At 66.0% G+C, this 25,331-nt stretch carries 20 protein-coding genes; 14 read left to right on the forward strand and 6 right to left on the reverse strand.

Annotated features, from left to right (window positions below; genetic code table 11):
- Positions 1-100: 100 nt before the first annotated feature.
- The gene (locus U1R88_RS06685) at positions 101-2,758 is read left to right on the forward strand and encodes a phosphatidylglycerol lysyltransferase domain-containing protein (protein WP_322430562.1); all 2,658 of its coding nucleotides are present in this window, start codon (positions 101-103) and stop codon (positions 2,756-2,758) included.
- Positions 2,759-2,769: 11 nt separating this feature from the next.
- Here the strand turns inward: U1R88_RS06685 and U1R88_RS06690 are convergent, their stop codons facing one another.
- From U1R88_RS06690 to U1R88_RS06700, 3 genes are all read right to left on the reverse strand, one after another.
- A complete protein-coding gene (locus U1R88_RS06690; protein ID WP_322430563.1) occupies positions 2,770-3,903 on the reverse strand; it encodes an NAD(P)/FAD-dependent oxidoreductase in 1,134 nt (377 codons plus the stop codon).
- A gap of 47 nt (positions 3,904-3,950) precedes the next feature.
- Positions 3,951-5,486, reverse strand: a complete 1,536-nt coding sequence (locus tag U1R88_RS06695; protein ID WP_322430564.1) for an amino acid ABC transporter permease/ATP-binding protein — start codon at positions 5,484-5,486, stop codon at positions 3,951-3,953.
- A 248-nt stretch (positions 5,487-5,734) separates the two neighbouring features.
- The gene (locus U1R88_RS06700; RefSeq protein ID WP_322431348.1) at positions 5,735-6,526 is read right to left on the reverse strand and encodes an ABC transporter substrate-binding protein; all 792 of its coding nucleotides are present in this window, start codon (positions 6,524-6,526) and stop codon (positions 5,735-5,737) included.
- 136 nt (positions 6,527-6,662) lie between these two features.
- Here U1R88_RS06700 and U1R88_RS06705 point away from each other — a divergent pair, with 136 nt between their 5' ends.
- The 7 genes from U1R88_RS06705 (at position 6,663) to U1R88_RS06735 (ending at position 14,509) form a co-directional block, all read left to right on the forward strand.
- Entirely contained in the window at positions 6,663-7,733 is a 1,071-nt protein-coding gene (locus tag U1R88_RS06705) for a LacI family DNA-binding transcriptional regulator (protein ID WP_322430565.1), read from the forward strand.
- Between the two features lie 169 nt (positions 7,734-7,902).
- Entirely contained in the window at positions 7,903-9,318 is a 1,416-nt protein-coding gene (locus U1R88_RS06710) for a 6-hydroxynicotinate reductase (protein WP_322431349.1), read from the forward strand.
- Complete coding sequence (locus tag U1R88_RS06715) at positions 9,315-10,187, forward strand: UPF0280 family protein (RefSeq protein ID WP_322430566.1); 873 nt, start codon at positions 9,315-9,317, stop codon at positions 10,185-10,187. Before U1R88_RS06710 ends, U1R88_RS06715 begins: the two co-directional genes overlap by 4 nt.
- Position 10,188: 1 nt before the next feature.
- Entirely contained in the window at positions 10,189-10,773 is a 585-nt protein-coding gene (locus U1R88_RS06720; protein WP_322430567.1) for an amino acid synthesis family protein, read from the forward strand.
- A gap of 44 nt (positions 10,774-10,817) precedes the next feature.
- Complete coding sequence (locus U1R88_RS06725) at positions 10,818-11,402, forward strand: amino acid synthesis family protein (protein WP_322430568.1); 585 nt, start codon at positions 10,818-10,820, stop codon at positions 11,400-11,402.
- Between the two features lie 398 nt (positions 11,403-11,800).
- Entirely contained in the window at positions 11,801-13,735 is a 1,935-nt protein-coding gene (locus tag U1R88_RS06730) for a caspase family protein (protein ID WP_322430569.1), read from the forward strand.
- A 99-nt stretch (positions 13,736-13,834) separates the two neighbouring features.
- Positions 13,835-14,509 (forward strand): outer membrane protein, encoded by a 675-nt coding sequence (locus U1R88_RS06735; protein ID WP_322430570.1) that lies wholly within the window; start codon positions 13,835-13,837, stop codon positions 14,507-14,509.
- On the opposite strand, the gene U1R88_RS06740 is transcribed toward U1R88_RS06735, so the two are convergent.
- Positions 14,497-15,183: a class I SAM-dependent methyltransferase gene (locus U1R88_RS06740; RefSeq protein WP_322430571.1), complete on the reverse strand. Its 687-nt coding sequence runs from the start codon at positions 15,181-15,183 to the stop codon at positions 14,497-14,499. The genes U1R88_RS06735 and U1R88_RS06740 overlap by 13 nt on opposite strands.
- An 85-nt stretch (positions 15,184-15,268) precedes the next feature.
- On the opposite strand from U1R88_RS06740, the gene U1R88_RS06745 reads away from it, so the two are divergent.
- From U1R88_RS06745 to U1R88_RS06770, 6 genes are all read left to right on the forward strand, one after another.
- Positions 15,269-17,362 carry a caspase family protein gene (locus tag U1R88_RS06745; protein ID WP_322430572.1) on the forward strand — a complete coding sequence of 698 codons (2,094 nt, stop codon included), beginning with the start codon at positions 15,269-15,271 and terminating at the stop codon, positions 17,360-17,362.
- Positions 17,363-17,448: 86 nt separating this feature from the next.
- Complete coding sequence (locus tag U1R88_RS06750; protein WP_322430573.1) at positions 17,449-17,814, forward strand: hypothetical protein; 366 nt, start codon at positions 17,449-17,451, stop codon at positions 17,812-17,814.
- 37 nt (positions 17,815-17,851) lie between these two features.
- Positions 17,852-18,292, forward strand: a complete 441-nt coding sequence (locus U1R88_RS06755) for a MerR family transcriptional regulator (RefSeq protein WP_322430574.1) — start codon at positions 17,852-17,854, stop codon at positions 18,290-18,292.
- 18 nt (positions 18,293-18,310) lie between these two features.
- Positions 18,311-20,089 carry an acyl-CoA dehydrogenase C-terminal domain-containing protein gene (locus U1R88_RS06760; protein ID WP_322430575.1) on the forward strand — a complete coding sequence of 593 codons (1,779 nt, stop codon included), beginning with the start codon at positions 18,311-18,313 and terminating at the stop codon, positions 20,087-20,089.
- A gap of 119 nt (positions 20,090-20,208) precedes the next feature.
- The gene (locus U1R88_RS06765; protein ID WP_322430576.1) at positions 20,209-21,417 is read left to right on the forward strand and encodes an acetyl-CoA C-acetyltransferase; all 1,209 of its coding nucleotides are present in this window, start codon (positions 20,209-20,211) and stop codon (positions 21,415-21,417) included.
- A gap of 182 nt (positions 21,418-21,599) precedes the next feature.
- On the forward strand, positions 21,600-23,807 hold the full coding sequence (locus U1R88_RS06770; protein WP_322430577.1) for an FAD-dependent oxidoreductase: 2,208 nt from the start codon (positions 21,600-21,602) through the stop codon (positions 23,805-23,807).
- 42 nt (positions 23,808-23,849) lie between these two features.
- Here the strand turns inward: U1R88_RS06770 and U1R88_RS06775 are convergent, their stop codons facing one another.
- Both U1R88_RS06775 and U1R88_RS06780 read right to left on the reverse strand, forming a co-directional pair.
- Positions 23,850-24,854 (reverse strand): quinone-dependent dihydroorotate dehydrogenase, encoded by a 1,005-nt coding sequence (locus U1R88_RS06775; RefSeq protein ID WP_322430578.1) that lies wholly within the window; start codon positions 24,852-24,854, stop codon positions 23,850-23,852.
- Positions 24,851-25,210 carry a DUF952 domain-containing protein gene (locus U1R88_RS06780; protein WP_322430579.1) on the reverse strand — a complete coding sequence of 120 codons (360 nt, stop codon included), beginning with the start codon at positions 25,208-25,210 and terminating at the stop codon, positions 24,851-24,853. Before U1R88_RS06780 ends, U1R88_RS06775 begins: the two co-directional genes overlap by 4 nt.
- Positions 25,211-25,331 lie beyond the last annotated feature (121 nt).

Consider the following 25,331-nt stretch of genomic DNA (forward strand, 5'->3'; position numbering starts at 1 on the left):
CAGGCGTGCCAAATCGCACCACGTCCCTCTTCACAATTCGGTCTTCCTGCGCGCATAAGGCAAGCCGTTCGACAAGAGCCGGTATTTCGGGAGTTGGTGTGTGACGGCGAACAAGGACGAGAACAAGCAGACCGCGAGATTGCTCGTCCTGCCGCCTGAGAATGAGAGGCTCTCCACCGTGCGGCGCCTGCTGCGTCGCGTGCCCTGGCGCTATGTCGGGCCGATCCTGTCGATCGGCCTGTTCGTGGGTGCACTCGTCGTGCTCGCCTCTATCCTGCGCGGTGTCGAACCGGAAAAGGTGGTGGCCGCCTTCACCGCCACGCCGACGGTGGCGATCACCCTCTCGATCCTGTTCACCGCGCTCTCCTATCTCGCCTTGACCGGCTATGACGGCCTGGCCTTGCGCCAGATCGGCGCCAAGGACATTCCCTATTCCACGGCGGCCATCGGCTCCTTCACCTCCTATGCGATCAGCTACACGCTTGGTGTGCCTCTGCTGACCGCCGGCGCCGTGCGTTACCGGGTTTATGGCGGGGCCGGTCTCTCCGCCCCGCAGATCGCCGCCCTGACCCTGGTGTGCACGCTGACCTTCTGGCTCGGCATGGGCGCTGTGCTGGCGCTCGGCCTGGTGCTGGTGCCGGGATCGGTGGCCGGCGTCGACCATTTGCCGCTCTCGCTCAACATGTCGATCGGCGTCGCCATCATCGCGGTGATCGTCGGTTATGTCTTCTATGTCTCCACCGGCCGGCGCGTGGTCGCGGTCGAGGGATGGTCGATGCCGCTGCCGGGCGGCAAGGTCACCGTCGCGCAGATCGTGCTCGGCGTGTTCGACGTCTGCGCCGGTGCAGGCGCGCTCTACATCCTGCTGCCGGACCAGGCGGCGAACGTACCCTTCTTCACCTTCATGGTGATCTATGTGCTGGCCGCTTTCCTCGGCGTGCTCAGCCATGCGCCCGGCGGCATCGGCGTGTTCGAGACCACGATGCTGATCGCACTGCCGACCATCGCCAAGGACGATCTGCTCGGCCGCATCATCCTCTATCGCGTCATCTATTATTTCGTGCCCTTTGCCCTCGCTTTGGCAATCCTGGGGGCCTATGAGCTGGCGCGTCGCCGCCATGTCGTCGGCAAGATGGTCGACCAGGTCGCCGGCATCATGAAGCCGCTCGCCCCGATCCTGGTGGCGGGGGCCATGTTCCTGGCCGGCGGCGCCCTGCTGATCACCGGCGCGGTGCCGGCCACCGAAGCCCGGCGCATCCTGCTCACCACTCTGGTGCCGCTGCCGGTGGTGGAAACGGCCCATATCATCGCATCGCTTTCGGGCGTGGCGCTGCTGTTCCTGGCGCGCGGCCTGATCCGGCGCATGGAAGCCGCCTGGCGTACCGCGATGATCGTCCTGGTGATCGCCACCGTCGCCACCCTGCTGCGCAGCGCGGACTGGCGCTTCATGCTGACCCTGTGCTGCGCGCTCATGGTGCTGGCGCTCAGCCGGCCGGCCTTTCCGCGTGGTGCCTGGCTGTTCGGCATCGATTATTCGCCGCTCCTGCTCGGTGCCATCGCCGCCATGCTGGCCGTGACGGTATGGATCGGCTTCTTCGCCTTCCGCTTCGTCGACTACACGCCGGAGCTGTGGGTTACCTTCGGCTATGGCGATGAGATGTCGCGCTTCCTGCGCTCGACCAGCCTGGCCGTGGCAGCCGCCGTCGTCATCGGTATCCTCAGCGCCTATTGGAAGGGCGGCATCGCCCTGGTGCCGGCCGCTTCGATCGACATATCGGGCCTGGTTGCACGGGTGCCCTCGGCGGAGGCCCGGCTCGCTTTGCTGCCAGGGCAGATGCTGCTCGCCAACGACCAGGGCAATGCCGCCATGGTGGTGGCCCGCGCCGGGGCCTCCTCGATCGCGCTGGGCGATCCGATGGGCGACCCTGCCATGGTGCAGGACCTGCTCTGGGTCTTCGGCGAAAGGGCCGAGCAGCAAAGGCTGTGGCCGGTGATCCTGTCCGCCTCGCCGCGGATGCGGGCCGATTATCTCGAGGCCGGCCTGACGCTGACGCCGATCGGCGACCATGCCAGCCTCGATCTCACCGGCTTGGCGGACGAACCCTATGCCGGTGCCAATGCCATCTTCTCCTGGGCCGATATCCATGCCCTCAGCCTGGATCTGGTTCCGGCCGGCGCCACGGCCACCATCATGCCGACTCTGGAGGCCGTATCCCGCTCCTGGCTTGCCGGTACCGGGCGAAGCGAGGGCCACTTCGTCGTCGGGCGTTTCTCGCCCGGCTGGATCCGGACCAATGACTGCGCCATCCTGCGCCGGGCCGGCGCGGTGGTCGGCTTTGCCGTGGTGATGCGCAGTGCCGACAATGAGGAATGGGCCGTCGACATCCTGCGCTATCTGCCGGAGCTCGGCATCTCGACGCTCGATTTCATGCTGCTGCGCCTCATCCGCCTCGCCAAGGCACGGGGAGCGAAGCGCTTCGATCTCGGCCTCACGCCCAACCCGGCTCAGGCCGGGGAAAATCTCGGTCCGGCCTGGCAGCGCGTCACGCCGCTGCTGTTCCGTTTCGGCGACCACATCGCCAATTTCGACGCGCTGCGCGGTTTCAAGGCCCGCTTCAATCCGCGCTTCGAGCCGCGCTATCTTGCCTGTACGGCCGGCTTTGCCCTGCCACACATCCTTCAGGACGTCACCACCCTGATCGAGAAGGGCGGCGATGGCGAGGTGCGTGTCGGCAAGGCATTGTCGGCACTGAGCTGACGCGATGCGCTTCAGGCCGCTTTGGCAAAGCGCTCGGCCCGGAAGGGGGCCAGCAGGGGATGAGGGGAGCCACTGGCGATCTCGCCGGCCAGGAGTTCCCCGGCGATGAGCCCCAGCGTCGCGCCGCTGTGGCTGAAGGCGATGTGGTAGCCGGGAATGCCCTCGACGGCCCCGAAGACCGGGTCACCGTCGCCCGGAATGGGTTTGGGGCCGGCCCCATAGCCGTCGAGTTCCAGCGTCGGGTTGCCCTCCAGCACCCTGGAGGCTTCTTCCAGCAGGCCGCGAATGGTGGATTGCCGGATGTCGAAGCTGCCATCGTCGCGCACCACGATTTCTTCTTCCGACCAGGCGGAGTCGAGCACGAGCGCGCCGCTCGGCGTGGGGCGAACCGCGACGCGCGGTGTGTTCAGCACGGCACGCAGCCTGGTTGCGAGCGGCTTGGTGCGGACGAGGAGTGCGATCGGGGTGGCGTCGGCGATGAACCGCCCTTCCCTGGCGACGAGGGCGGGAACGTCGGCGCCGGTCGCGACCAGGACCGCATCGGCCTCGAACAGGCGCCCGTCGGCGGTCGAGACACCACTGACGCGTCCGGCCGTGAGCCTTACGCTGGCCTTGCCTGCATCGGTGACCAGGATACCGCCTTTTTCGATGAATTCAGCCAGCATCACCTCGATCACCGACGGCAGGTCGACCCAGCCTTCGCCGGGATTGAAGATCGCGCCCTGGGGCGTGATCGCTCGCTGGTCGATGCCGGGTGTCACGTCGGCAACCTCTTCGGGGGAAAGGAGGAGGGCGTCATATCCCAGGGCCCGCTCGTGGGCGAAGACGGAGTGGATCTCGTTGGTCGCGTCATCGGCATCCCAGGTCAGGCCGCCGTCGAAGCGCAGCCAGGCCGCCTCGGGATGGCGTGCCGCCAGGGTGCGGTAGCGATCGATGCCGATCATGCGCAACTGGTGATAGGCCGCCGAGCGTCGCCGTGACGAATTGAGCCAGGCCAGGGAGCGCCCCGAGGCGCCGCTGGCCGGCTGGCTCTCCGTCACCAGGGTGGTGGCGATGCCGAGGCGGACGAGATGGGTGGCGGTCGAGACGCCGAAGATGCCGCCGCCGACGACGATGGCGCGGGATGTGGACGAAACTGCAGTCATGGCTGGTACTTTCAAGGCAGGATTGATCTGGACGAGGGCCGCGGCCCTCACAGCATTTCCGACAGGAAGCGCCGCAGGCGGGGGCTTTGGGGGTTGCCGAAGATGGCATCCGGGGGACCGGCCTCGATGACCTGTCCCTCGTCCATGAACACCACCTGGTCGGCGACCCGGCGGGCGAAATTCATCTCATGCGTGACCACGACCATGGTCATGCCGCTCTTGCCGAGCCTTGCCATGAGATTGAGTACGCCTTTCACCAGTTCCGGGTCGAGTGCGCTGGTGACTTCGTCGAACAGCATCAGTTCAGGCTTGAGCGCCAACGCCCTGGCGATGGCCACGCGCTGCTGCTGTCCGCCCGACAGGTCGATCGGCCGATGGCTCATCCGGGTTGCCAGGCCCACTTCGGCTAGGCGTTCCTCGGCGATACGGCGGGATTCGGCCGGTGACAGCCCCTGGACCTTGCGCAAGGCGAGTTCGACATTGCCGATCGCCGTATGATCGGGGAAGAGATTGAACTGCTGGAATACCATGCCGACACGGCGGCGGAGCAGGTCCGGCTTCATGCCAAGCACGCTCTGCCCGTCCAGACGAATATCGCCCGCAACGGGCTCGGCGAGGCGGTTGAGGCAACGCAGCAACGTCGACTTGCCGGACCCCGAGGGGCCGATCACGCAGGTGATCGTGCCGGCTTCGGCCTTCAGGCTCACCCCTCTCAGGACCTTGAAATCGCCATAGGCCATGTTGAGGCCGACGACATCGAGGCGAGCGCCCCGGATCGCCACGGGCCGGCCGGCTTCCTTCCCCTCGTCCGAAGGGTTGCCTGCCGACGTTTCGTCAAGCTCGCGCACCTCCTCCAGACCGCTGGTAACCGTGCTGACCTTGCGGCCGATACGCAGGCGCCTATCGATGGTGTTGACGACATGCGTCAGCGGCACGGTGATGACGAGGTAGAAAATACCGGCCAGCATCAGGGGCGAGAGATTGCCCGAGACCACGGCCTGGTCCTGGCCCACGCGGAAGAGCTCCCGTTCGGATGCCAGCAGTCCGAGGAAGTAGACCAGGCTCGAATCCTTGATGTTGCCGATGAACTGGTTGACCAAAGCAGGCAGCACGCGGCGCACGCCCTGGGGGATGACGATGAGGCGCATGCCTTTGGGATAGGTCATGCCGAGGGCACGGCAGGCTTCGAGCTGGCCGCGCTCCACGCTCTGGATGCCCGCCCGGAAGATTTCGCCGATATAGGCGCCGGCGATCAGGCTCAGCGCCAGGATGCCGAGCGGATAGGGCGATGGACCGAAGATCTGGCGGCCGATGCCGGCAAAGCCCTGGCCGATCAGCAGGATGGTGACGATGGCCGGCAGGCCGCGAAAGACATCGGTGTAGATACGGGCGGGCAGGCGGATCCAGGCTGCGCGGGAGATGCCCATCACAGCGAGCACCATGCCGATCACGATGCCCAGCAATGTCGAGGCGGCAGCCAGGATCAGGGTATTCTTCAAGCCCACCATCAGCATGTTGGGCAGCACTTCCGCCATGGAGTCCCAATCGAAGAAACTCCGCTGGAGGATATCGAACCAGCTCATTGGGTGGTCTTTCGTGGCAAGCCAAAGCGTTTTGCGATCTGACTGGATCGCCTTCAATCGCAAGGGCGCTCCAGCCAATCCGTCGGATTTGCTTGGAAACAAGGAGTGAGAGCAAATGAGCGTTCAGTCATGAACGCGGTTTGCTCCAATGGAAACGAAAGAGAGGCGGGCGCAAGCTCGATGCGGCCTTTCTCGTCTTCACGCTGGCTCTCAGGTGCCTCGCTGGGCAAACGTCATTCGGGCAGACGTCATTTGGGCAAATATTGCTCGGGCATCGGCGATCCCGGGAACCATTTGGCGTAGAGCGTTTTCCAGGTGCCATCCTGCATGGCGTCATGGAGTGCCTTGTTCAGGGCCTGGCGAAGGGCATCGTTGCCCTTCTTGACGACGAAACCGGCAGGCGCGTCGAAGGAGGGGATGTTGATCGCCAGCTTCAGGCCCTTGAAGCGCTCTCCATATTGCTTGGCCGCTTCGTAATCGAGGAAATGGGCATCGACCGTGCCGCTGTTGAGGGCGGAGATGGCCGAATTATTGTCCGGAAAGTTGACGATGTCCGATTTGGTGAAGTGGGTCTTCGCGTAGGTCTCCTGCAGCGTGCCCTGCACGGCGCCCACGCGCTTGCCGACGAGATCGTCGGCGCTCTTGATCCCGGCCTGCGAGGTCAGAACCGTCAGGTAGCCGGCCAGATAGCCATCGGAAAAATCGACGGTTTTCTTGCGCGCCTCCGTGGTGCCGATGGCGGCGACGGCTACGTCGAAGCGGCCATTGGCGACTGAGGGAAGCAGGGCGGAGAAATCCTGACCGGTGAATGTCACGTGGTCCTTGTCGAAGCCCAGCCTGCGCGCGACGTCCCGGAACAGTTCGATGTCAAAGCCACTGAATTCGCCATTGGCATCCGTGAAGGTGTAGGGCTTGGCATCCCCCATGCTGCCGACGCTGATCGTGCCCGCATCGATGAGATTGTAGGGATTGCTGTTCGCCGCGGCGCGCGCCCCGCCTGCCGTTATCCACGCCAGTGCGCCGAGCGCGGTGACGGCCATCACGTCACGTCGATTGGGATTCTTCATTTATTTCCCCTGGATTTTTTATTGAGACCGGTCTCTTAACATGAGAGACCGGTCTCTTCAATTGAAACTTCGCATTGACGCAGCTTCGGCAAAGGCGATAGTGGCGAGCATGGACAAGCACAATCCCACCCGACGACCCGTGACCGTCGCCGATGTGGCGCGAGCCGCCCAGGTGTCGAAGGCGACGGCGGCCAGGGCTTTGGGCGGTTACGGCGCCGTGCGCGCGGATCTGAAGGAACGGATCCTGGAAGCCGCTCAGCGCCTCGACTATCGGCCGAACGAACTCGCACGCACCATGGCGACGGGGCGTTCGGGCACGATCGGCGTGATCGTCGGCGATATCGAGAATCCCTTTTTTGGGCTGGCCGTGCGCGGAATCAGCGACGTCGCGGCCCAGGCGGGTTTCGATGTCATCCTGTCCAATTCCGGTGAGACGCTCGCTACGGAGAAAGCCTCGACCGAAGTCTTCCTCTCCAAGCGGGTCGACGGGCTGATCGTTGCGCCGGCCACGCGTCATGACGGCAGCCATCTTCGGGATGCGCTGGCCCGCGGTTGTCCCCTGGTGCTGCTCGACCGCGACGTGCCGGGGCTGCCGGTGGACGTGGCGCTCGTCGACGACCACAAGGCGGCGCGGGAGGCGACCCAATTGCTGCTCGCCGCCGGGCATCGCCGGCTCGCTTATATTACCGCGACGGCCGCGGCCGATGCGCATTATAGCGGCCCCGACCAGATTCCCCTGACGACCGTACTCAACCGCATCGCCGGCTTCCTGGAAGCATCGGATAGTGCGGGCCTGGCCGAGACGGAGCGGCAGATACGCCTGGACGCGGCCAAGACGGCCCGTTCGCAGGCGATACTCCTGGACCTGTTGCGGGCTCCAGGCCGCCCTACCGCCTTGCTGGCATCCGACAGCAAGATCGCGCTCGAAGTGTTCCGGGCTGCCCGGACCCTGGGGCTTCACATTCCCGGCGACCTGTCGCTGGTGAGCTTCGACGACGCCGATTGGACGAGCGCGGTCTCTCCGCTGGTGAGCGTGGTGTCCCAGCCCTCCTACGACCTTGGAGCGGCCGCGGCCCAGATGCTGGTGGCGCGCATCGTGGGCGGCAAGGCGCCGCCGCGCAGGCACGTCCTCGACACGGTCCTGATCCAGCGGGAATCGGTGGCGCCGCCCCGGTCTTGACAAAAGGGGATACCGGATCGACTATTGTTAGTATACAAACGAATTAGACTCGCCCTCGGGAGCTCGCGCTATGCCGTCCTACAGTGAGTTTTCCGCCCATAGCGAGTTCGAGGCACCGGCTCCGGCGGTCTCGGCGGATGGCAAGATCCGTTGCGATGCCTGCCCGGTGATGTGCTACATCAAACCAGGCATGGCCGGGGCCTGCGACCGCTATGCCAACGACAACGGCACGCTGGTGCGAGTCGATCCGCATATTCTCCTGGAACGCACCGTTTCCGAAGGTGGCGATCTCGTGCCCTTCGGCGGCACCAAGGGCTGGGACGGCTCCCTGGTCCCGAATCCGGAGAAATTCGTCACCGCCATCGGCGCGGGCACCACCTATCCCGACTACAAGCCGGCGCCCTTCATCGTGTCCTCGCAGGTCGAGGGCGTCGACATGGTCACGGTGGTGACCGAGGGCATCTTCTCCTATTGCGGCGTCAAAGTGAAGATCGACACGGATCGCTTCGTCGGGCCCGAGCAGAGCACGGTGCGGGTGAACGGGGAGGCGATCGGCCACGTCACCACTGGCGAGTATGGCTCGCAGATGCTGTCGCTGGGCGGCGTGCACCACCTGACCGGCGGTTCGAAGAAGGAAGGGCGCGTCACCTGCGACGCCCTGCTCGATCTGTGCAACCGCAAGCCGGTCGAGATGACCGTGGATGGCGGCGCTACACTGGTGATCGAGGCCGGCAAGGCGCCCGTCGTCAACGGGCAGCTCGAACAGCGCATGCGGGTGGGCTGCGGTTCGGCCACCATCGGCATCTTCGCCCGGCAGTGGCTCGGCAAGGCCGACGAGGTGGTGGTGGTCGACGACCACATCACCGGCGTGCTGTCCGAGCACCAGGCCGGCAAGCTGCTCGACATTCCCGATACGGGCATCAAGCTCAAGGGGCGGCGCTCCACCCCCGGGCGCTATTTCCAGGTGGCGGAGCCGGGCACGGGCTGGGGCGGCACCAATATCGACGATCCTCTCGCCATTCTCGGTCCGTTCGATCCCAAGACCGCCTGGCCCGGTCTGCGCCTTCTCATGGTGAGCACCACCGGCGAGCATCACGGCTATTACGAGCTCGACGAGGCGCTGCAGCCGGTGCGACGGGATCTGCCGGGGGCCCTAGTCGAATCCGTGGAGCGCATTGCCGAGAATTGCGAGCCGGCCCTTTCCACGGTCCTGTTCATCGGCGGCGCCGGCGGGTCGCTGCGGGCCGGCGTCACCGAAAATCCGGTGCGGCTGACGCGTTCGGTCAAGGATGCGCTGACCTATGTCACCTGCGGCGGCGCCCCCGTCTATGTCTGGCCCGGCGGCGGCATCACCTTCATGGTCGACGTCACCCGCCTGCCGGACAATGCCTTCGGCTATGTGCCGACGCCGGCTCTGGTGGCGCCGATCGAATTCACCCTGCGGCTCGACGATTACGAGGCGATGGGGGGCCATATGGGCCATGTCAGGCCGCTCTCCAGCCTGCGCCAGGGGGTCGACCTCGCCCAGCGCGCCGACAATCCCTGGCCCTTCGCGCCCCATGCGGCCCGGAGGTCGCACGGATGAGGGCCGGGCCGCAGGCGTCGCTCCTGAGCGATAACAGGCGCCTGCATTTGCAGCACGGGCCCATCGACCTCATCATCGAGGCGCAGGCCGAGCCCGAGACGGTGCAGGCGGCCTATGGCGCCGCGATCCAGCGTTTCGACGGACTGCTCGAGATGCTCTGCGAGGAACTTCCGCTGCTGCGGGCGCCCCAGGGGGTAGACAGCGTGCCCGCGCAGGGCGTGGTTGCGCGGCGCATGCAGGCCGCGGTCGCGCCCCATGCCGGCAGCCATTTCATCACCCCGATGGCTGCGGTGGCCGGTGCCGTGGCGGACGAGATTCTGGCGGCGATGTGCGCGGCGGCGCCGCTACGCCGCGCCTTCGTCAACAATGGCGGCGACATTGCCCTGTATCTCGCCGAGGGAGAGGACTTCGCCATCGGCCTGGTCGACCGCCCCGACAGGCCTGGTCTGTTCGCCCGCAGCCATATCAGGGCGGGCGAGGGGATCGGCGGCATCGCCACCTCCGGCTGGCGCGGGCGCAGCTTTTCGCTCGGCATCGCCGATGCCGTCACCGTGCTGGCCGTGGATGCCGCGGCGGCGGATGCGGCCGCCACCATCATCGCCAATGCCGTCGATATCCCCGGTCATCCCGGCATCCTGCGGGTTCCGGCTTCCTCCCTTCAGCCAGACAGCGATCTCGGGGAGCGCCCGGTGACGCGTGCCGTCGGACCTCTCGCGGACCAGGACATTGCCATGGCCTTGCGGGCGGGGGAAGCCCGGGCACGCAGCCTCGTCGACGGCGGCCTGATCCGCGCCGCCGCCCTCCATCTTGCCGGCGTCACCGCGCTGGTGTCGACTGCCAACACTTTGCTGCAACCGAAAGCCGCCTGACATGCCCGAAATCGTCCTGCGCAAGCGTGCCGTCATCGTCGAAGAGATTTTTCATGAAGGCGGTCCCGTCAGCGCCGTGCCGCTGAAGCGCGGCGCCATTCTGAGCGTGATCCACAACCCCTTTGCGGGCCGCTATGTCGAGGAGATCGCGCCCTTCATGGAGGAGCTCAAGCCACTCGGCGTCGAGATGGCTGGCGCCCTGCTGGCGGCGCTCGGCGGCAAGGCCGGGGAAGTCGAGGGCTATGGCAAGGGCGCCATCGTTGGCGCTGCCGGTGAACTGGAGCATGGCGCGCTCTGGCATGTGCCGGGCGGCTACGCCATGCGCGAGATCCTGGGTGACGCCAAGGCGATCGTGCCGTCGGCCAAGAAGCTCGGCGGCCCCGGCACCCGGCTGGACGTGCCCGTCACCCATATCAACGCCTCCTATGTGCGCAGCCATTTCGACGCCATGGAAGTCGGCCTCGCCGATGGGCCCAAGGCAGACGAACTCCTGCTGGTGCTGGTGATGACCACGGGGGCACGCATCCATGCCCGCGTCGGCGGCCTCGCGGCCAAGGATGTCAAGGGCCTGGACGGGCTGCGGTAAGCCGTCGCGACCTGCACGATCCAATCTGGAAAGGAAACGCCGCCATGCCCGCCAGCATCCGCAAGCTCGTCACCTTCGTCGAGGAAACCAGGCGCGAGATGGACCGTCCCGTCGACCCGCCGACCCGGCGGGCAGCGGCGATCGCGGTGATCGCCAATCCCTTCGCCGGCCGCTATGTCGAGGATCTCACGCCGCTGATGGAGATCGGCGAGGAACTCGGCGCCTTGCTCACGCAGCGCGCGGTCGACGCCCTCGGCATCGAAGGGCCCGATGCCGAGAGCTATGGCAAGGCTGCGGCCGTGGGTGAGAATGGCGAGCTCGAACATGCCGCCGCCATCCTGCACCCCAGGATGGGCACGCCGGTGCGCAAGGTGCTCGGCAAGGGCGCGGCCCTGATCCCGTCGGCCAAGAAGCGCTGCGGCCTCGGTGGCGTCCTCGACGTGCCGCTCGGCCACAAGGACGCGGCCTATGTGCGCAGCCATTTCGACGCCATGGAAGTGCGCGTGCCCGATGCCCCCCGTGCCGACGAGATCCTGGTTGCCATCGTCGTCACCGACAGCGGGCGCCCCCTCCCGCGCGTCGGCGGCCTGACCAAGGCCGAGATCAAGGGCGAGGACGGCTTGCGCTGAGGGATCGGCAAGCGACACGCCTGGGACGTCCATAGGCGCTGACTTTTCGAGGTAAAGCTCAGGAATCCTTCCCCGGTTTCGGGGAAGGTGTCGCTGCGCAACAGCGACGGATGGGGGAGAGTGACGCCAAATCGTGTTGAAATGGCTGCCATCGCGCCACTCTACCCCACCCGACCTCGCTGCGCTCGGCCACCCTCCCCGAAACCGGGGAGGGACTATCGCGCCTCCGCCTGCAAAGTTGGCGCCTATGGATGGGACGTCGGCGGTCCTAGACGCGGTGTTTCCCAAGCTTTGCAAGACAGCCTTGACGCCGCCTTGCCCGATCTGTTCCCTGGGGCATTGCCGATGGCGCGGCTTCGGTCGACGGTCCGGCGCAAGAGCGACAGGGAGCCTCGACGATGCGATTTTCTTTCCGGCCGATGCTTGCCGGCCTCGCATTCGCGCTGGTCTGCTGCACGGCCCTGTCGGCGCCGGCCCTGGCGGACAAGCGCATTGCCCTGGTGATCGGCAATTCGGCCTATCGCAACACGGTGCCGCTGCCCAATCCCCGCAACGATGCCACCGATGTCGCCAAGGCCCTGAAGGCCGTCGGCTTCACGGTGGTCGAGGGCTACGATCTCGACAAGCGCGGCATGGACGATGCCTTCAGGCGCTTCGCCAACGAGGCCGATGGCGCTGATGCGGCGCTGTTCTATTATGGCGGCCACGGCTTCCAGTTCCAGGGCGCGAACTATCTGATGCCCGTCGACGCCAAGCTGACCGGGGTCGGCGACGTCAATTACGAGATGGCGCGGGTCGACGATATCCTGTCCGATCTGCAGCGCGCCAGTGGCGTGCGTATCGTCATGCTCGATGCCTGCCGCGACAATCCGCTCGCCCAGCAGCTTTTGTCCAAGGCGAGTCCGACCCGCTCGATCGGCATCAGCCGCGGCCTCGCCCGCATCCAGCAGACGGCCGGCAGCGTGATCGCCTATTCCACCCAGCCCGGTGCCGTCGCGGCTGACGGCGGTGGCCGCAACAGCCCGTTTGCCGCGGCCTTTCTGGGAGAGGTCGGCAAGCCTGGGGTCGAGATCGGGGCTCTGTTCCGGCGTGTCGCGGCCAATGTCTACAAGGCCACCAATGAACGTCAATTGCCCGAGGTGACCTTCTCGCTGCTCGGCGATTTCTATTTCGCGGGCGGGGCTGCAGCCGCCTCCACTCCACCGCCTGTGTTGCCTACGCCCGCGCTGCAGGCGCCCGCTCCCGCGCCGCTGGACGCGGCTGCCCGGGCCGCGCTGGAAGGATGCGACAAGATGGCGGCTTCGCCGCAGGACATGGACCGTCCCTCCGGCGTGCCCGGTGTCGAGTTCAACCGCATCCAGCCCCGGCTGGCCGTCGAGGCCTGCCGGGCGGCCCTGGCGGCCGCTCCCGAGGATCGGCGCGTGCAATTCCAGCTGGCGCGGGCGCTCGATGTCGCCGGCAGCGATACAGAAGCGCGGGACCTGCTGACCAAGGCCGCCGCCGCCGGCTCGGTCTCGGCCATGTCGGACCTGGCCTTGATGCTGGAGACGGGCGAAGGCGGGCCGGCGGACCTGCCGCGTGCCGTCGCCCTGTTCGACCAGGCCGCCGCGGCCGGCAATATCTCGGCCATGCGCAATATCGCCATCGAGTTCGAGAACGGCACCGGTCGCCCGCGCGATGCCGTGCAGGCGGCGCAATGGTATCGGAAGGCCGCCGACACCGGTGACCCGCAGGCAATGGGCTTCCTGGCCGTGCTCTATCTGCAGGGCACGGGCGTACCCAAGAATGCCGCCGAGGCTCGACAATGGATCGACAGGCTCGTCGAGACCGAGCACACCCAGACCATGCTGCGGGTCGGTTATGTACTGCTCGGCCAGACCGGCGCGGTGAAGGATTTCGCCACGGCCCGCAAGCTGTTCCAGCGCGCCGCCGAACTGGGCGATGGCGATGGCAACGTCATGCTTGGAAACATGGCGGCCAACGGCATTGGCGGGCCGCGTGATTTCGGCAGGGCAGCGGATTTCTTCGAAAGGGCCGCGGCGATCGGCAACCTCAATGCCAAGGCCAGCCTGATACCTTTCCTGATGGCGGGCGCGGGCGGCATCAAGCGCGATCCCGACAGGGCGGCCGATTACGGCCTGGAAGCGTTGCGGGGCGGCTCGCCGGTGGCCCGGGGTCTCCTGATCGACAAGGCCTCGACCTCGCTCACGCCACAACTGCGCAAGGCCGTCGAACAGCGGCTGGCCAAGGCCGGCCTGCTCAATCGTGCCCCCGATGGCAGCTACGGAGCCGACACGCTAGCGGCGCTGCAAGCCTTCGTTCTGGCGAAATAAGCCTCTTCGCTGGCGGATCGGGCCTGTTTCTGACGATACAGGCAGGAATCGCAGGCTATGTCATCAACAGGACAGCCAATCCCCAACAGGAACTGTCCCATGCGTCTGCGTCTTGCCCTAGCCGCGCTCCTGGCGAGCGTCACCCCGGTCCTGGCCGCCGACCTCGGCTACACCACGGCCGAGCCGATCGCTCCGGTCGTCCCCTATAGCTGGACCGGCTTTTATGTCGGTGCCCATGCCGGCGCCGTGTTCGGCAATGCCAAGATCAGTGCCGATACTGGCGGCTATCGTCAGAATTTCAACAGCACCGGTTTCATCGGCGGCCTGCATGCCGGCTACAACTACCAGTTCGAGAACAATCTGGTGTTCGGCCTGGAAGGCGACATCGACTATACCTCCCTGTCGAAGACGCATCATAGCGTTGCCGGTGCCGTTCCCTACAGCGTCCGCTTCAAGAGCGACTGGCAGGGCTCGATCCGCGGACGGGTCGGCTATGCCTTCGACCGCTTCCTGCCTTATCTGACCGCCGGCGTCGCCTTCGCCAATCAGAAATACAACGTCAACGCGCCCGGCCTCGGGGCCTTTTCGGCCAGCACCACCCGGGCCGGCTGGACCGTCGGCGCCGGCCTCGAATATGCCCTCAACGACAATTGGTCGGTGCGCGGCGAGGTGCGCTACAGCGATTTCGGCAAATGGCGGATCCGGGCGGCCAATCCGGGCAAGGTCCGTTTCCACGAGACCACGGCCCTGCTCGGCGTGAGCTACAAGTTCTGAACGCGAGGGGCCGGGCGGGCGACGATCGTGGCGTGATCCCACCAGGGGTTGCGGCGGATACGGCGGTCCACGATGTCGAATCCGGCCTCTCGCAGTTCCGCCAGGAGGGCCGGCAGGGGCCTGAGCGTGCGTGTGGGAATGCCGCCATCGACGAGGCATTGGCGTTCCGCTTCATAGCGGGAGCGGGCTTCGGGCGAACGCGGCGGGCCGCACATGGTACTGGCGACGAAGATGCCGCCGGGCTGCAAAATGCGGCGAACCTCTGCCAGGCAAAGGCCGCGGTCTGCGCCGATCAGGCAATGCAGGCAGGCGCCGTCGAAGACCAGGGCGAAGGACGCCGTACCGAAATCGGGCATGGCGCGCACATCGCCCTGGATGAAATGGCCGGCAAGCCCGGCGGCCTTGAAGATCTGATGGGCCCAGCCGATGGCCGTTGGCGAAATGTCGATACCGTGCACGCCGTAGCCGCGTCCGGCCAGCAGCAATGCCGCCATGGCGGCATTGCCGCAGCCGAGTTCGAGGGCAGGGCACGGGGCAGGCGGCAGGAGACCGGATTGCTGAAGGTCGTCCAACATCGCAGCGAGCTTCAGCCGGTTGCCAGCATGACAGTCGCCGGCCCAGCCCGGCAGACCGGCTGCGCGCAGTTCCCGGTATCGTTTCTCGTAGTCCTGCATGCTTATCCGGAGGCTCGACCTTCGGCCGTGTTTACGTCAAACTTCGCGCTGACCTCAGGGAAGCAAGCGTGAGTCTGGGGGAATCATGAAGAGCGTTCATGGCCTGATTGCCATCACATTCATCGCGATCTCAGGGATTCTTTCAACCGCTCCGGGCGGTTCCGCGTACGCCGCCGGCACCTGCGAGCATCGGGCCGCACCGGCCGGGGCGAGCGGCAAGCGGGTGGCTGTCATCGTCGGCAATGGCGGCTATGGCAACGGCATCCCTGCCTTGCCCAATCCGGCTCGGGATGCCCAGGCCGTGGCCAAGGCGATGGGGGCGCTCGGCTTCGAGGTCTTCCTCGCCGGCGATGCCGACAGCGCGGGCCTGCAGAACTGCCTTGCCACCGCCTATGCCGGTGCGGCCGGGGCCGATGTGGCGATGTTCTATTATTCCGGCCACGGCATCCAGATCAGGGACGAGAACTATCTGGTGGCTACCGATGCCACCTCGAAGGATCTCCAGCACGGCTTCGTGCCGGTGCAGCCGATCGTCGACACCCTGCAGAAGGGCGCCAAGGCGACCTTGGTCTTCCTCGATGCCTGCCGCAACAATCCGATGGCCGAGGGCGGTCAGGCCGGGCTTTCGGTCTCGACCGGGCGCGGCATTGCCCGGGTCGAGGGGGCGGGGGCTGCGGCGGCGCCCGGTGCCGTGCAGGCGCGCGGGCTGATGGTGGCCTATGCCACCTCGCCCAATGCGGTGGCGCTCGACGGCAAGGGTGAGCTCAGCCCCTTCGCCGGCGCCTTCGTCAAGGCGGTCGGCACCTCCGGCTATTCGATCCAGCGCATCATGAGCGATGTCACCAAGGCGGTGGGGGAGGAGACCGACTGGGCCCAGACACCCTGGATGAAATCCTCGCTGACCGACGAGCTCAAGCTCGGCGGCGGCCAGACGCTGGCCGAGGCCCAGTCGGTCTCCAACAATCATGCCACCCGTTCGCTGGAACTGCTCTACCAGGATAGTGACAAGCAGGCGGCCATCATCGAGGCCCTGAAGGGACTGCCCTCCCAGTCGGACGATACTGCGCTGAAGCGCTTTCCCAAGGCCTATCTGGCGCTCTACACCGCCGTTCAGAGCCGCCAGATCAAGCTGCCCGTCGACACGGGCAAGACCATCCTCTGGACTGCCGTCTCGCCGCTGGACCGCGTTGGCCTCCTGGCGTCCAGTGCCGACTACCAGTCCGGGGAACTCGATTTGTGGTCGACGGACAAGGGCAAGATCGTGGCGAGGCTGGCTCTTGAGACGGGCGCCCGCAATCTGCTGTTCAGCCCACACGGCAAGTTCCTCGCCGTCAGTTCCTCCGGCAAGGTCTCGGTCTTGAACGGGCTTGATGGCACCAAGCTGTTCGACCTGCCGCGCGAAGGCGCGGTCTCCATGATGGATTTCAGTCCGGATGAGAGCCGTTTGCTGCTGGCGGGCGACAATTCCGGGTTCCTGACGGTCATCGACGTCGCCACGGGCAAGCCCATGATCCGGATCAAGGAAAGCGCGCTTGGCCTTGGCAAGGTCAACGCCTCGAAAGTTGCTTCCGCCGTCTTCGGCGGCAATGATGCGATCTGCCTCAGGCTTCAGGCCGACCTGATCCATGCGCAGAAGGCACCCGGCGGGAATGCGGTGGCTATATTCGACCTGCGCGAGAGCCGCACCACCCATCTGCGCTCGATCGATGCGTCCATCGAGCGCGTGTTGTGCGATCCCACACGCAAATATCTGATCGGCGCTTCTTCCATCGGCTTGGGCGATGGGCTCCTGGAGATCTGGGATCTCGCCCGCGATGAGATGACCGAAGTCAAGACGACGAACGAGAAGGTCGACGGGCTCGATCCAAGCGGGCGCTATGTCCGGACGACGGATCTGAGCGGGCGCAAGGGCGGCTTTGTGTATGAACTCGCCACCGGCAGGAAGGTGAATCTTGCCGCCATTCCTGACGGGTTCCAGAATTCCGGGCCCCTCGTCTACAATATGTCGGGCGGGGTCGTCGGCCTGGATATGGCCTCGAATCCCTGGCGCGACTGGCCGGATGAGAGCCTGTTCGGACCAAGCCTGGTGCAGAAGGCCGAGGCGGGATTGACCCCGCCGCAACGCCAGGAAGTCACACGCGACCGGGTCACCTTTGCCGAGGTTGCCACCGTACCGTAGAGCGGCGTCGGCGTGGACCTTGTGTCGATTTCAGCTAGGCTTCCTGCGGAAGCGGCCTTTGCTTTCGGGGGATACCGGGAGGCAGCATGGAAAACGACATCTACACGACAGCCTTGCTGGCCATGGGGGGCCTGCTCGTCGGCCTGGGTCTGGTGGTTGCCATCCTGTGGGGTTCGGCCGCCTGGGAGAGGCGGCGGCGCCTTTCCAGGCGGCGGGGCTCGCGCCCGCTCTCTTTCATTTTTGCGGCGTCGGAGTGGGATCCCGGCGGCCCCGATGCTCAAATCGGCGGCGGGCATGGCGGCTGGGGGGATGGCCATGGCGGCGGGGGGGGGACGGCGGACATTGAGGCGGCCGCATCGGGCATGCCCAGGCCCGCCCGGGCCGTGCTGCGGTCGTCAGAGTTGGGTGGTTACACATTTTCGCGATCGTGTATTGACGTTAACGTAAACTGACTGTATCTCCCCATCATCTGCAAAGCGGAGATCTCCGATGTCACTGAGCGAGATGGCATTCGCCGAAGAAGCAGCCGATCTGCGCAAGGGTGGACAGCGCAAGGAACAGTTCACCATCCATGAACTGGTCACCGAGTTCGAGGTGACCTCGCGTACCCTGCGTTTCTATGAAGAGAAGGGCCTGCTGATCCCGGCGAGGCGGGGGCAGGAGCGCATCTATTCCCGTCGCGATCGTGCACGCCTCAAGCTCGTCCTGATGGGCAAGAGCGTGGGATTCTCGCTGGAGGAGGTCAAGTCGATGCTCGATCTCTACGATCTCGGCGATGGCCAGGCCACACAGTTGCGCGTCGCCCTCGAGCGGTTCGAGGAGAAGCTCGCCGAGCTCGATCGCCGCCGCCGCGACATCGACCACGCCTATGCCGAACTCAGCCATGCGCGCGACATCGTGCGCGGCCGTCTCGGCCGCCAGCAGAAATAATTCAACAGGAGCAGACCGATGCCCAGCTATAAGGCTCCCGTGGAGGATGTGATGTTCCTCCTCAACGACGTGCTCGACATCAACAAGTACAACAATCTTCCCGGCTTCGAGGACGTCTCGCCGGAGACCGTCGGCGCCATTCTCGGCGAAGGCGCCAAGATGTGCGAGGAACTGCTCCAGCCCCTCAATGCCAGCGGAGACCGTGAAGGCTGCATCCGTTCCGACGACGGTACGGTGACGACGCCGGATGGTTTCAAGCCGGCCTACCAGGCCTATCGCGAAGGCGGTTGGGTCGGCCTGCCGGCGCCCGCGGAATATGGCGGGGCAGGCCTGCCCGCTGTGCTCAACTCGGTGATGCAGGAATTCGTCTCGGGCGCCAATCTCGCCTTCGGCATGTATCCGGGCCTGACCCAGGGCGCCATCGCGGCTCTCCTCGAGCATGGCAGCGACGCGCAGAAGCAGACCTATCTTCCCAAGATGATAGCCGGCGAATGGACCGGCACCATGAACCTCACCGAGCCGCATTGCGGTACCGATCTCGGTCTGATCCGCACCAAGGCCGTGCCCGCCGGCGATGGCTCCTACAAGATCTCCGGCACCAAGATCTTCATTTCCGCCGGCGAGCATGACCTTGCCGACAATATCGTGCATCTGGTGCTGGCCCGCATCGAGGGCGCGCCGGCCGGCACCAAGGGCATCTCGCTGTTCGTCTGCCCGAAATATCTGGTCAACGCCGATGGCTCGGTCGGCGCCCGCAACCAGGTCTCCTGCGGCAAGATCGAGGAGAAGATGGGCATTCACGCCAATGCGACCTGCGTGATGAACTATGAGGAGGCGACCGGCTATCTCGTCGGCGTCGAGAACAAGGGCCTCGCCGCCATGTTCGTGATGATGAACGAGGCGCGGCTGGCGGTCGGCATGCAGGGTCTGGCGCTTGGCGACGTTGCCACCCAGAACGCGGCTTCCTATGCCCGCGACCGCCTGCAGGGCCGTGCGCTCACCGGTGCCAAGGAAACCGACAAGGCGGCCGATCCCATCATCGTGCACCCCGATGTCCGGCGCACCCTGATGACTGCCCGCGCCCTCAACGAAGGCGGCCGCGCCCTCGCGCTCGCCACCGCGCTGCAGGCTGACATCCACCGCCGTTCGCCAGATGCGGCCGCCCGCCAGGCCGCCGACGATCGCCTCGGCCTGCTGACCCCGATCGCCAAGGCCATCCTCACCGAGAACGGCCTGCAGAATGCGATCAATAGCCAGCAAATGTTCGGCGGCCACGGCTATATCGCCGAGGTCGGCGTCGAACAGTTCGTGCGCGATGCCCGCATCACCCTGATCTATGAAGGTGCCAACGGCATCCAGGCTCTCGACCTCGTCGGCCGCAAGCTGCCGCGCGATGGCGGCCGCGCCATGATGGCCTATCTCGGCGAATTGAACGGCTTCCTCAAGGCGCATGAGGCGGATGAAGCCCTGAAACCCTATATTGCGCCCTTGAAGGCTTCGGCCGGCCATCTGCAGCAGGCGACGATGTGGCTGATGCAGAATGCCCTGGCCAAGCCGGACAATGCCGGCGCGGCCTCGACCGATTATCTGCATCTCTTCGGCCTGGTGGCGCTGGGCTATATGTGGGCGCAGATGGCCAAGGCGGCCCTGGCGAAGGGGGAGAGCGATTTTGCGAGGAACAAGCTGATTACCGCCCGCTTCTTCGCGGACAGGCTGCTGCCGGAGACTGGGTTGCGCCTGGCTCGCGTGACCGCCGGTGCCGGCGACGTGATGGCCCTGTCGGCCGAGGCGTTCTGATTGGAGCGCGGACTTCTCAGCGACATGCCTTCATGTCGCGATGTCCGCTCTTTCCTTTCTATTGAGTACTATGTTTCCAAGAGCGGACAGGATGTCCGCGCTCCCCAGGGAGAGACCCAATGAGCGAAGCCTTCATCTACGACGCCGTGCGCACGCCGCGCGGCAAGGGCAAGGCCGATGGCGCCCTGCACGAGGTCACCAGCCTGTCGCTGGCGAGCCAGACGCTGCGGGCCGTGGCCGAGCGCAACGGGCTGCCGGAGAATGCCGTTGAAGATGTGATCCTCGGCTGCGTCGATCCGATCGGCGAGGCCGGCGGCGACATCGCCCGCATCGCGGCGCTCCATGCCGGCCTCGGCGAGAAGGTGCCGGGCGTGCAGATCAACCGCTTCTGCGCCTCGGGACTGGATGCGGTGAACCTTGCGGCCGGCCAGATCGCCGGCGGCCAGAAGGACCTCGTCGTCGCCGGGGGCGTCGAGAGCATGTCGCGCATCGGCATGATGGCTTCGGGCGGCGCCTGGGCACTGGATCCCTCCAGCGCGGTGCCGACCTGGTTCATGCCCCAGGGCATTTCCGCCGATCTGATCGCCACCAAATATGGTTTCTCGCGTGACGACGTCGACGGCTATGCGGTGGAATCGCAGCGCCGCACCGCCCAGTCCTGGAGCGAGGGGCGCTTCGCCAACTCCGTCATCGCCGTCAAGGACATCAACGGCCTGACCATCCTGGACAAGGACGAGCATATGCGTCCGTCCACCACCATGCAGTCCCTGGCCGCCCTCAATGCCTCCTTCGTGCAAATGGGCGAGATGGGCGGCTTCGATGCGGTGGCGGTGCAGTCACATCCGGAAGTCGAGAAGGTCAGCCACGTCCATCATGCCGGCAATTCCTCCGGCATCGTCGACGGTGCTTCGGCCGTGCTGATCGGTTCGGCGGAGGCCGGCAAGCGCTTCGGCCTCAAGCCGCGCGCCCGTCTGCGGGCAGCTGCCTCGATCGGCTCGGATACCGCGCTGATGCTGACCGGCCCGGTCGACGTCACCGAGCTCCTGCTGCGCAAGGCCGGCATGAGCAAGGCGGACATCGACCTCTACGAGATCAATGAAGCCTTCTCTTCGGTGGTGCTGCGCTACATGCAGGCCTTCGATCTCGATCCCGCCACGGTCAACCCCTGTGGCGGCGCCATCGCCATGGGCCATCCGCTCGGGGCCACCGGCGCGATGATCCTGGGGACGGCGCTGGACGAACTCGAGCGCACCGGCAAGTCGACCGCCCTGATCACGCTGTGCGTCGCCGCCGGCATGGGTGCCGCCACCATCATCGAGAGGGTGTGACCTCTTTTCCTTCTCCCCTTGCGGGAGAAGGTGCCCCTGAAAGGGGCGGATGAGGGGTCTTGCAGCCGTTCATCCGGAATCGAATGAGCCTTCGAAACCTTGGGAGGTTTCGTCCACCCCTCATCCGGCGCTGCGCGCCACCTTCTCCCGCAAGGGGAGAAGGAAATTGGCTGGAGCCATCCATGAACCTCATCAATTTCCGCTTCGATGTCGACAGCGACGGCATCGCCCTCGCCACCTGGGACATGCCCGGCCGCTCGATGAACGTCATCACCGTCGAGGTTATGGAGGAACTCGGCCAGATCCTCGAGCGCGTCACCGCCGATGCCGCCATCAAGGGTTGCGTCATCGCCTCGGGCAAGGACGCCTTTTCCGGCGGCGCCGACCTCACCATGCTCGAGGGCATGGGCCAGCGCTACGCCAAGGCGCGGGCCGAGCTCGGCGAAGAGAAGGCGATGGAGACCTTCTTCGCCGAAAGCCGCTTCCTGTCGCAGCTCTATCGCCGCATCGAAACCTCAGGCAAGCCTTTCGCCGCCGCGATCAACGGCGTCTGCCTGGGCGGCGCCTTCGAGCTGACCTTGGCCTGTCACTACCGCATCGGTGCCTCCGACAATGACAAGGCCCGCGTCGGCCTGCCCGAAGTCAAGGTCGGCCTGTTCCCCGGCGCCGGCGGCACCACCCGCGTGTCGCGCCTGATGAAGCCGGATCAGGCTCTGCAGATGCTGCTCAAGGGCGACCAGCTGCGCATCAGCCAGGCCCAGAAGATGGGCCTCATCCACGCCGTCGCCCCGCGCGAGGAGCTGGTGGCCAAGGCCAAGGAGTGGATCAGGGACGGCGGCTCGCCCGTGGCCCCCTGGGATGTGGAAGGTTTCCGCCTGCCTGCAGGCCCGGTCTATTCCAAGGCCGGCATGATGGTGTTCCCGCCGGCCAACGCACTCTATCGCCGCGAGACCTACGACAATTATCCGGCGGCCCGCGCCATCCTGCAGACGGTCTATGAGGGCCTGCAGCTGCCCTTCGACCGGGCCCTCACGGTGGAATCGCGCTATTTCGCCCATGTGCTGCGCTCGATCGAGGCGCGCTCGATGATCCGTACCTTGTTCGTCTCCATGCAGGAGCTCAACAAGGGCGCGCGCCGTCCGGCCCTGCCGCCGACCAGCCTCAAGCGCGTCGGCGTGGTCGGCGCCGGCTTCATGGGCGCGGGCATCGCCTATGTCTCGGCGCTATCAGGGCTCGAGGTGGTGCTGGTCGATCGCGACCAGGAAGCCGCCGACAAGGGCAAGGCCCATTCCGACGGCCTGATCACCGGCCAGATCAAGAAGGGCCGCGCCTCGATGGCGGACAAGGAGGCCCTGCTCGGCCGCATCACCGCCACGGCGGATTTCGGTGCGCTTGCCGGCGTCGACCTGATCGTCGAGGCCGTGTTCGAGGATCGCGCCGTCAAGGCCGAGGTGATCCGGAAGATCGAGGCGGTGATCGGCAAGGACACCGTCTTCGCCTCCAACACCTCCACGCTGCCGATCACCTCGCTGGCCGAGAACTCGGCTCGTCCCGAGCAGTTCATCGGCGTGCATTTCTTCTCGCCGGTCGACAAGATGCTGTTGGTCGAGGTGATCAAGGGCGCCAAGACCGGCGACAAGGCCATCGCCGTCGCGCTCGACTTCGTGCGCGCCATCAGGAAGACGCCGATCCTGGTCAATGACGGCCGCGGCTTCTTCGCCAATCGCTGCGTGCTCAACTATATTCGCGAAGGCCATCTGATGCTGGGCGAGGGCGTGCCGCCGGCGATGATCGAGACGCTCGCCCGCGCCGCCGGCATGCCGGTCGGCCCGCTCTCGCTCAATGACGAGATCGCCATCGATCTCGCTTGGAAGATTCTGCAGGCCACCAAGAAGGACCTCGGCGAGGCGGCCATCGATCCGATGCAGGAAAAGCTGCTCGACGCCCTGCTCAACCAGCATGGCCGGCTCGGTCGAAAGAACGGTAAGGGCTTCTACGATTATCCGGCCGGCGCCTCCAAGCGGCTCTGGCCGGGCCTGGCGGACCTGCAGCCAGTGAAGCTCGATCCCGACACCATCGACAAGGACACGCTGAAGCAGCGCTTCCTGGTGGTGCAGGCCCTGGAAGCGGCCCGCACGGTGGAGGACGGCATCATCACCGACATGCGCGAGGCGGATGTCGGTTCGATCCTCGGTTTCGGCTTCGCGCCCTTCACCGGGGGAGCCCTGTCCTATATCGATGGCATGGGCTCGAAGGCCTTCGTGGCCCTTTGCGACAAGCTCGCGGCCGCCTATGGCCCGCGCTTCCAGCCCAACAAGCTGTTGCGCGAGATGTCGGTGAAGGACGAGCGCTTCTACCAGCGCTTCAAGCCGGAAAAGAAGGCGGCGTAACAAGTCCGGGATCGTCGGCTTAGGGCCGGCGATCCCGGAAGACTAACGCAACCCCTTCTTGATCTGCCGGATCAGGCCCGGGCCCTTGTAGACCAGGCTGGAATAGAGCTGGACCAACGTGGCGCCGGCATCCAGCTTGGCCTTGGCGGTCTCGGCCGAATGGATGCCGCCGACGCCGATCAGGGGAAAACGGCCGCCGACACGCCGCGCCGTTTCGGCCAGCACCTGGGTCGAGAGGTCGAACAGGGGCGCACCCGACAGACCACCGGCTTCCTTGGCCGTCTCGCACTCCTTGAGCGTCTCTGGCCGGGATATCGTGGTGTTGGAGACGATCATGCCGTCGAGCTTGTGGGCGAGCGCCCGGTCGACGATGTCGTCGAGCTCGAACATGGTGACGTCGGGGGCGATCTTGAGAAGCAGCGGGCGGCGCGGCCCGATGAGCGCGGCCGTATCGCGCGCCTCCACGGCGCGTGCCAGCAATTCGTCGAGGGCCTCGCGCTTTTGCAGATTGCGCAGGCCTGGCGTGTTGGGCGAGGAAATGTTGAGGGTGAAATAGGAAGCGACGGGGGCGAAGACGATGATACCGGCAGCATAGTCGGCGGCCTTGTCCTCGCTGTCCTTGTTGGCGCCGACATTGACGCCGAGGATGCCGCGGCCCTTGCGGGCCTTGAGGCGAGCCAGGACGGCGGCATGGCCCTGATTGTTGAAGCCAAAGCGATTGATCACGCCCTCGTCCGCCGGCAGGCGGAACAGGCGGGGGCGGGGATTGCCCTCCTGGGGACGCGGGGTGACGCTGCCGATCTCCACGAAGCCGAAGCCGAGCCTGAACAGGGGGTCGACGACCTCGGCATTCTTGTCGAAGCCCGCCGCCACGCCGATCGGATTGGGGAAATCGAGCCCGAACGCCTTCACCCGGAGCGAGGCCGGATCGGGCAGGGACGGCGGGATCGGCAGGCTGCGCAAGGCGGAGAGGGTGGCCTCATGCGCCTCTTCGGGGTCCATGCGAAACAGGCGGGGGCGGATGAGGGCGAAGGCTGCGCCGATCATGGCTGCTTGCTCGAGAGAAATTCGAGCGGGAAGACATGGCGGCCATCCGCCCCGAGCGGCAGTGGCGCCGTCCATTCGACCAGGTCGAGGGGCAGGGCGGCATAAAGGTGAGGGAACAAGGCGCCGCCCCGCGAGGCTTCCCATTTGAGGGCCTCTCCCAGCCTGTCGGCCTCCACGGCGGCGAGGACGAGATCGTCCTGCCCGGCGAAATGCCGGGCGGCGGTCTCCTGCGCAGTCTCGGCGGACGAGAAGTGGATATAGCCGTCCTGGACGTCGATGGGGGCGCCGTCGAAACGCCCGGCAGCCTCGGCGTTGCGCCATTGCTGCGCCGTCAGGATCTTGAAGATGAGCGCCATATGTCCTCCAGCCTTTCGCCGCACGTCCTCTACAGGGCCTGAAGACTTTACGAAAGGGCCTGCCGCAGGGCGCCTGCACGGATTTTCCATCGGATACAGGGCTTCGAGGCTTGAATACGCC

Origin of the sequence: Labrys sedimenti (assembly GCF_034424805.1) — a bacterium.
In the GTDB taxonomy this organism is placed as follows: Bacteria; Pseudomonadota; Alphaproteobacteria; order Rhizobiales; family Labraceae; genus Labrys; species Labrys sedimenti.

What these genes read in the sequence shown, in the direction of transcription:
- U1R88_RS06690 (WP_322430563.1), bottom strand. Translation starts at nt 3,903, where the DNA reads ATGACTGCAGTTTCGTCCACATCCCGCGCCATCGTCGTCGGCGGCGGC.
- U1R88_RS06695 (WP_322430564.1), bottom strand. Translation starts at nt 5,486, where the DNA reads ATGAGCTGGTTCGATATCCTCCAGCGGAGTTTCTTCGATTGGGACTCC.
- U1R88_RS06700 (WP_322431348.1), bottom strand. Translation starts at nt 6,526, where the DNA reads ATGGCCGTCACCGCGCTCGGCGCACTGGCGTGGATAACGGCAGGCGGG.
- U1R88_RS06705 (WP_322430565.1), top strand. Translation starts at nt 6,663, where the DNA reads ATGGACAAGCACAATCCCACCCGACGACCCGTGACCGTCGCCGATGTG.
- U1R88_RS06710 (WP_322431349.1), top strand. Translation starts at nt 7,903, where the DNA reads ATGTGCTACATCAAACCAGGCATGGCCGGGGCCTGCGACCGCTATGCC.
- U1R88_RS06715 (WP_322430566.1), top strand. Translation starts at nt 9,315, where the DNA reads ATGAGGGCCGGGCCGCAGGCGTCGCTCCTGAGCGATAACAGGCGCCTG.
- U1R88_RS06720 (WP_322430567.1), top strand. Translation starts at nt 10,189, where the DNA reads ATGCCCGAAATCGTCCTGCGCAAGCGTGCCGTCATCGTCGAAGAGATT.
- U1R88_RS06725 (WP_322430568.1), top strand. Translation starts at nt 10,818, where the DNA reads ATGCCCGCCAGCATCCGCAAGCTCGTCACCTTCGTCGAGGAAACCAGG.
- U1R88_RS06730 (WP_322430569.1), top strand. Translation starts at nt 11,801, where the DNA reads ATGCGATTTTCTTTCCGGCCGATGCTTGCCGGCCTCGCATTCGCGCTG.
- U1R88_RS06735 (WP_322430570.1), top strand. Translation starts at nt 13,835, where the DNA reads ATGCGTCTGCGTCTTGCCCTAGCCGCGCTCCTGGCGAGCGTCACCCCG.
- U1R88_RS06740 (WP_322430571.1), bottom strand. Translation starts at nt 15,183, where the DNA reads ATGCAGGACTACGAGAAACGATACCGGGAACTGCGCGCAGCCGGTCTG.
- U1R88_RS06745 (WP_322430572.1), top strand. Translation starts at nt 15,269, where the DNA reads ATGAAGAGCGTTCATGGCCTGATTGCCATCACATTCATCGCGATCTCA.
- U1R88_RS06750 (WP_322430573.1), top strand. Translation starts at nt 17,449, where the DNA reads ATGGAAAACGACATCTACACGACAGCCTTGCTGGCCATGGGGGGCCTG.
- U1R88_RS06755 (WP_322430574.1), top strand. Translation starts at nt 17,852, where the DNA reads ATGTCACTGAGCGAGATGGCATTCGCCGAAGAAGCAGCCGATCTGCGC.
- U1R88_RS06760 (WP_322430575.1), top strand. Translation starts at nt 18,311, where the DNA reads ATGCCCAGCTATAAGGCTCCCGTGGAGGATGTGATGTTCCTCCTCAAC.
- U1R88_RS06765 (WP_322430576.1), top strand. Translation starts at nt 20,209, where the DNA reads ATGAGCGAAGCCTTCATCTACGACGCCGTGCGCACGCCGCGCGGCAAG.
- U1R88_RS06770 (WP_322430577.1), top strand. Translation starts at nt 21,600, where the DNA reads ATGAACCTCATCAATTTCCGCTTCGATGTCGACAGCGACGGCATCGCC.
- U1R88_RS06775 (WP_322430578.1), bottom strand. Translation starts at nt 24,854, where the DNA reads ATGATCGGCGCAGCCTTCGCCCTCATCCGCCCCCGCCTGTTTCGCATG.
- U1R88_RS06780 (WP_322430579.1), bottom strand. Translation starts at nt 25,210, where the DNA reads ATGGCGCTCATCTTCAAGATCCTGACGGCGCAGCAATGGCGCAACGCC.